Below are 6139 nucleotides of genomic sequence, written 5' to 3'. Positions count from 1 at the left end.
GCCCTGGGTGCTGGGATCGATGGCGGCGTGTGCGGTGGCGAGCATCGTTGGGCTGCCAGTCGCCGCCGGCAGCGCCACGCGGCGACCGATGGCAGCGGTCATCGGCGTGGTGCTGGGCAGTTCCTTCCATCCCGGCCTGCTGGCGCTGGCCCGCGAATGGTGGTTGCCGCTGCTGCTGCTGCCCGTGTTTCTGGCGGTTGCCGGTCTGCTCTGCGTCTTATGGTTCCGGCGGATCGCAGGTTTCGACCCCGCGACGGCGTATTTTGCAGGGATGCCCGGGGGCATCGCCGAAATGGTGGTGATGGGAGCCGAGCGGGGCGCGGATGAACGTACCATCGGCTTGATCCATGGTGCGCGCATCTTCCTGGTCGTGTTCATCCTGCCATTCGTCATCCGTCATTTTCATGCCCCGGCAAGCGTCGCCGCCGCCCCCGTTACTGCAGCATCGCCATGGCCGGAGCCGGCGCTGTTCCTTTGGGGCGGCATCAGCCTTGCGCTGGGGTTGGCGCTCGGCCGATTGTTGCGCCTGCCGGCCTGGCACCTGATGGGCCCGTTGGCGGTCAGCGCCGTCCTGCACGCGACCGGGATCACCGACTTTCGCGTACCGGCCTGGCTGTTGGCCGCGGCGCAGGTCGGACTGGGCGCAACCATCGGCTGCCGCTTTGCCGGGGTGGAACTGCGCGCCTTTCTGCGCATCCTGGCGCTCGCCGCGGGATCTACGCTGATCCTCCTGATCCTGACCTTTGCCTTCGCCGCTGCGATAGGACGCGCGACGGGCATCGACGTGGCGCTGCTCGCGCTTGCCTACTCGCCCGGCGGGCTGGCCGAGATGAGCATGGTGGCGCTCAGTCTTGCGCTGGAACCCGGCGTCATCGTCGTCACCCATCTGGCACGCGTCGCCCTTGTTCTCATCGCCGCCCCGCTTGCATTCCGTCCGGAGACCCCGTCATGATCCGAAAGCCGATGCCACTGGTCCTGCTTCCCGCCATGGGGTGCGATGGGCAGCTCTGGGCCAGACAAGTCCTCGATCTGGGCGACGTGGCCCATCCCGAGCTGGGGGATCTGACCGTTGATGACACGCTGGCCGGCATGGCGGCGCGTGTGCTGGCGCATGCGCCGCCCCGGATGGCGGTCGCAGGGGTGAGCCTGGGCGGTTATGTGGCGTTGGAGATGATCCGGCAGGCCCCCGAGCGAATAGAGCGGGTCGCCCTGTTCGCCACACGCGCGAGCATGGCAATGCGCGCGCGAACGGTGGGGGAGCAGGGGTTGCTCGCCACCGCGCCACATGCCGACCCGATGTTGACGCCGATCGTCAGCGGCCCCGTTCAGGCCATGGCGGAACGTGTCGGTACGGAAGTTTTCGAACGCCAGCAACGCGCCCTTCTGGAGCGTCCCGATCTCGACGCGGCGATCGCTGCGGTACGGGTGGCGACATTGGTGGCCGTGGGTGACCGCGACCGTATCTGCTTGCCCCAGGATGCGGCGGCCCTCGCTGAGCGGATCGGGCACGCAGACTTTCATATTCTGCAGCATTGCGGGCACCTTGCGCCGATCGAACGGCCGGGCGAGGTCACCATGTTGTTGCGCGGGTGGCTTCAGAACGGCACGGAGCGGCCAAGCCGTTCAAAGAGGAAGCCCGTATGACCGATCGCCCCCCGACACCTGCCAGCGTGGCGATCCTGTATCAAGCGCTGCCGCCGCCGGTGATCGGTGGACTGCGCAAGGATGCGAAGCCCGGCGGCTATTCCGATGGCGGGGCCGATATCGCCTATGCGCTCAAGAACGCGGGGCAGGGGGTGGTCGTACCCAGAGCATCGCCCGATCCGGCTACCGCGCTCGACTGGGTGTTCCCCGATACCCCGGAGGGCATCGCCGCTGCCATCGCGGCAGGTGCGGACACGCTGTGGGCGAATACGGTGCTGTTCGAAGGCCACCCGCTGGAGCATGTGCTCGACCGGGTCGCGATCGTCGGTCAGCTACCGGCCGCGATGCAGGCCTATGACGACAAGTTCGACACCAACCGCATGCTGGCCGCCGCCGGGTTGCCGGTGGCACGATCCTTCCTGCTGTCGCGCGCGGCGCGCGACGGCGTGCATGCGCTGGCGGACGTGGAGGCGATCGTCGCGCGGGAGGCGCTCGACTTCCCGATGATCGTCAAACCGGTTCGTGGGCGCGGTAGCCAGGGCGTGACCCGCGTGACCGATCTCGCCGCGCTGAAAGCGGCAGCGATCGACCTGATTGACAAGGCGACCTTCGGCGACCTTCTGATGGTCGAGGAGTATCTGGCGGGCGAAGAAGTGACCGTCACGGTGATGCCGCCATCATCGCCGGGGCCGGACGGCGCGTGCAAGACACGACACTGGGCGCTTCGCCCGGTACGCCGTTTCGATCAGCGGGGCGGCGTTGCTCCTTATAACGGCGATGTTCCCGTGACGGCGAACAGCGAGGCGATGGCTGCAAGCCGGCTGGGCGATCCGGCCGTTGCGGCGATGATCGAAGCGTGCGTCGCTGCGGCCGAGCAGGTCGACGCCCGCGCAGCCATCCGGATCGACTGTCGCGAGGGGCGGGATGGACGCTTCAGGCTGTTCGATCTGAACATGAAGCCGAACATGACCGGACCCGGCCGGCCGGGGCGGAGCGATCAGGACTGCCTGTCGGCGATCGCGGCGCGCGCCGATGGATGGAGCTATCCCGAACTTCTGCTTGCGATGCTGGACGGCAGGTGGCGTTCGTCCGGTCGGGTAGCGTAGATCAGCGTTCAACTATGGTAATGACGACGGGTAGGCTTTCGAACCGGCCTGCTCGAGCGCCGCTGGTCGTTTACGTCCATACGCAGGTTGCGTTGCGATGCTCGATCCGTGTCGGCATGATGCGACGGGCGGGTGACGTTGCCCGATGACCGTGGAACGCTGGCCGCCGCATAGTTTGGTGTCATCCGGCGGCGTCGCCATGTGAACATGACAGAAATTCTTCCGTAAACCGAACTTTACCCTCATCCGCTTCTACCCAATAGAATAGCGTCCGTGGAGGAAGCGTAAATTATTGTAACACTTAATGGCTAAATCATCCTTTTATTTGGTATTATGAAAATCCGATTTTGTTTCAAAATATTGCCGTGATTGCTTGAAGGTTGTTCGCGTAGGAGAAGGATGCAACAGGATAGGGCATTATGTCCTGTGCTTCTTTTGTGGAAAAGCAGGAACATCGTTCGCACTTCAATGAAAGTCGATCATGGCAAAGCCGGCTATCGTGCCCGATTGGACCGACGAGTCCGACCTTGCTCAACGTCTACAGGATATCGGCTTCCGGCCCGCTTACGCCGTACTCGATTTTGACGAAACATTGTGGCTGCGAAACTCGACGGAAGAGTTTATTCGCTTTGCGCGACCCTCCATCATTGTCGCCGTCGTTCTGCAGATCCTGGGGCTGCTGAAGCCGTGGCGGCTCTGTTCGCGCCAGAATCCGGACTATTATCGCGACTGGATACGCATCTGGGCCGTGGTGCTGGTCTCACCATGGAGCGTGATCGCGTGGCGTAACCACGCCGCGAAGATCGGGCGCGCCCATGTCAATGCAGGCCTGCTGCGTGACATCGCTGCCATTCGCCCCGAACGCATCGTCGTCGCCACCTATGGTTTCGACTTCATCGTAAAGCCCCTCGTAGCGGCGATCGATCCGGGCATGGAGGTGGTGGTCGCCTCCTCCTTGCGCGATGCGCCGCGTCTGCGCGCCATCGGCAAAGGCTATGCGCTGGAATGTGCAATCGGCGCCGATGATCTGACGCGAAGCATCGTGGTGACCGACAATTTCGTCGATCAGGATCTGTGCAGCGCCTGCGCGCACGGCTTCTACGTCCGTTGGCCCGAAGCCGTGTATGAGCAGGCCGGATTGACCCCGATGATTCCGCTTGCCTACACGTCCAAGGTGAAACGTCCGAAGGAGAATTACCTCCTCAACGGGCTGCTTGGTTATGATTTTGCCGTATTGTGGCTGGCCTTCGCGGTGTTCAGTCCGACGATCCTGCCATTTACGGTTGCGCTCGGCTTTTATCTTCTGGCGTTCTTCGCTGTCTATGAAATCGGTTATTTCGACAATGATCGCGTCGGCCTTATCAAAGAGGCGAAGCCGGTCGTAAGCCCTGAGTTCGCTCGGTACAGCAAGCACTTCTGTCCGGGATGGGCATGGGTTTTCGGGACGGTGCTGGCCGGTCTGGGCGCGGGGGTGGAGACACTGGGCCGGCTTGGCGTCGATGGCAGCGACGGCCTGCTCGCCGATCTGCGGATGTTCGCATGGAACTGGCTATTCGCCATGTTGCTGATCGGCCTTACGCGCGCGACCTTTATCTGGTTCAACGCCCTGCAACCCAGCATGCGCTTCGTGCCGATGCTGGTGCTGCAGGTCGAGCGGACCCTGGGCTATGCACTGTTGCTGCCCACCGGGCCGGTCGGTGCGCTGCTGTGCATCAGCCATGCCATTGGTCGCTGGATACCCTATGTCATCTATCGCTACGGGGGTGACCGCCGGGATTTCCCGGCGCATGTCACGGCCTTGCTCGTCTTCCTGACGTGCCTTCCGCTGCTCGCTATCAGCGATCGGCGTCCGTTCGGTGAAATGCTGACGCCGGAATTGGGTGTGGTGCTGCTTTATCTGGGCCTGCGCGCGGCCAAGGACATGGCACGGCAGCGTTCCCGCGGCTTCCGCCTTCGCGCGGAACTGTCGTGATCTTGTGCCTTACCCCTCGCGGGCGCATGCTGGCGCAGAGTCGATCTTATCCATGTTGACGATGCGGTCCAAACCGTGGCACGGAGGCCGTGGACCGGAACTCAGCCACCGGTTCAGTCAGCGAGCGTTCGCTGATGTGCGGGTGTAGCTCAATGGTAGAGCAGAAGCTTCCCAAGCTTACGACGAGGGTTCGATTCCCTTCACCCGCTCCAGCCTGTGCCTTACGTGGGATAAGGCCTGTGGGCCATTGGTGATCCAAACCTGGATCAGCTAGTTTTTTCGAAACTCTGTCGAACTTTCATAGGTTTATCGCCGGTCAATCTAGGAGATCGGTGATCATGGCGAGTACCTTTGACAGTCGAACGAACGACGGCTTGCGCACGATATTCGTGACCGGGTTGCGCAATGCGCATGCGGTCGAGAAGCAGGCGCTGTCGATCATGACACCGCAGGTGGAGCGGATCGCAAACTATCCGGAGGTGGCCGATCGGCTGCGTGCGCATATTGACGAAACGCACGGGCAGATCAGCCGCCTGGAAGAAATCCTGGCCTCGCTGGACGAAAGTCATTCCGCATTGAAGGACACGGCGCTGAGCCTGAGTGGCAGCATGGCGGCGATCACGCATAGCGTGGCGGGGGACGAGATACTGAAGAACAGCTTCGCCAATTACGCGTTCGAGCATTTCGAGATCGCCAGCTACAAATCCCTGCTGACGCTGGCCGATGATGGCGGGTTTGGGGGTACGCATACGGCGCTGAAGCAGTCGCTGGGTGAGGAGGAGCGTATGGCGCAGTGGATCGATGAGCATCTGCCCGTCATTACGCGGCGCTATGTGCAGATCTATTCGGAGGAAGGGTCGTTCCAGGCGAAGGTCTAAGGGACGTCTGACTATAGCCGGGGCAGGGCGATCGTGAAGGTTGTTCCTGGTCCGGCTTTGGTGGTGGTGATGGTGCCGCCATGGGCTTCGAGGAGGGAGCGGGCGATGGTGAGGCCGAGGCCGGTGCCGCCCGCGTCGCGGCGGGTGGTGAAGAAGGGGTCGAAGAGGCGGCTGAGGTCGCCGGGTGCTATGCCATTCCCGTCATCGGTGACACCCAGTGTCATTTCATTGGAATCGTGTGTGATAATCACGTGACGTGCCTCTGCCTGCCGGCTGTTTTCCAGCAGCGTGGACAAGACGGTTTCCAATGCCGCCGCCGGGATGGCGATGGGTAGGTTTTTCTCGGAAAGATCGAGCCTCACGCGGAAACGGGCGTCGGTGAACGCATCCACCAGATGATGCAGAATCGGTCGGATATCGGTCGATTGGCGGGGGTGGGCGGTGGTGAGGTCGGCTTGGGCGAGGTCGAGCAGGCGGGTGATGAGCTGGGCGAGGCGGTGGGCGTCGGCGGAGGCGTTGGCGAGGAAGCGGCGGCGGTC

At 63.1% G+C, this 6139-nt stretch carries 6 protein-coding genes and 1 tRNA gene; 6 read left to right on the top strand and 1 reads right to left on the bottom strand.

What is annotated here, in order from left to right:
• The 6 genes from Q0U08_RS16715 to Q0U08_RS16690 form a co-directional block, all read left to right on the top strand.
• Positions 1-952 (top strand): AbrB family transcriptional regulator (locus Q0U08_RS16715; RefSeq protein WP_298092736.1); only part of this gene is annotated, 952 nt, incomplete at its 5' end.
• Positions 953-1038: 86 nt separating this feature from the next.
• Positions 1039-1644, top strand: a complete 606-nt coding sequence (locus Q0U08_RS16710) for an alpha/beta hydrolase (RefSeq protein WP_298092735.1) — start codon at positions 1039-1041, stop codon at positions 1642-1644.
• On the top strand, positions 1641-2750 hold the full coding sequence (locus Q0U08_RS16705) for a biotin carboxylase (RefSeq protein WP_298092734.1): 1110 nt from the start codon (positions 1641-1643) through the stop codon (positions 2748-2750). The genes Q0U08_RS16710 and Q0U08_RS16705 overlap by 4 nt, the downstream gene beginning before the upstream one ends.
• A gap of 481 nt (positions 2751-3231) precedes the next feature.
• On the top strand, positions 3232-4722 hold the full coding sequence (locus Q0U08_RS16700; RefSeq protein ID WP_298092733.1) for a hypothetical protein: 1491 nt from the start codon (positions 3232-3234) through the stop codon (positions 4720-4722).
• A 138-nt stretch (positions 4723-4860) separates the two neighbouring features.
• Positions 4861-4934 (top strand) — tRNA-Gly (locus Q0U08_RS16695).
• Between the two features lie 126 nt (positions 4935-5060).
• Entirely contained in the window at positions 5061-5600 is a 540-nt protein-coding gene (locus Q0U08_RS16690; protein WP_298092732.1) for a ferritin-like domain-containing protein, read from the top strand.
• Between the two features lie 11 nt (positions 5601-5611).
• Here Q0U08_RS16690 and Q0U08_RS16685 read toward each other — a convergent pair.
• Positions 5612-6139: sensor histidine kinase KdpD (locus Q0U08_RS16685; protein ID WP_298092731.1), on the bottom strand; the 528-nt coding region annotated here is incomplete at its 5' end.

The organism is uncultured Sphingomonas sp., assembly GCF_946477935.1.
In the GTDB taxonomy this organism is placed as follows: domain Bacteria; phylum Pseudomonadota; class Alphaproteobacteria; order Sphingomonadales; family Sphingomonadaceae; genus Sphingomonas.
This window is presented reverse-complemented; position numbering and strand designations above follow the sequence as displayed.

Bases quoted from the DNA above. Each gene is read 5' to 3' on its own strand.
- Q0U08_RS16690 (WP_298092732.1), top strand. From the start codon at position 5,061: ATGGCGAGTACCTTTGACAGTCGAACGAACGACGGCTTGCGCACGATA.
- Q0U08_RS16700 (WP_298092733.1), top strand. From the start codon at position 3,232: ATGGCAAAGCCGGCTATCGTGCCCGATTGGACCGACGAGTCCGACCTT.
- Q0U08_RS16705 (WP_298092734.1), top strand. From the start codon at position 1,641: ATGACCGATCGCCCCCCGACACCTGCCAGCGTGGCGATCCTGTATCAA.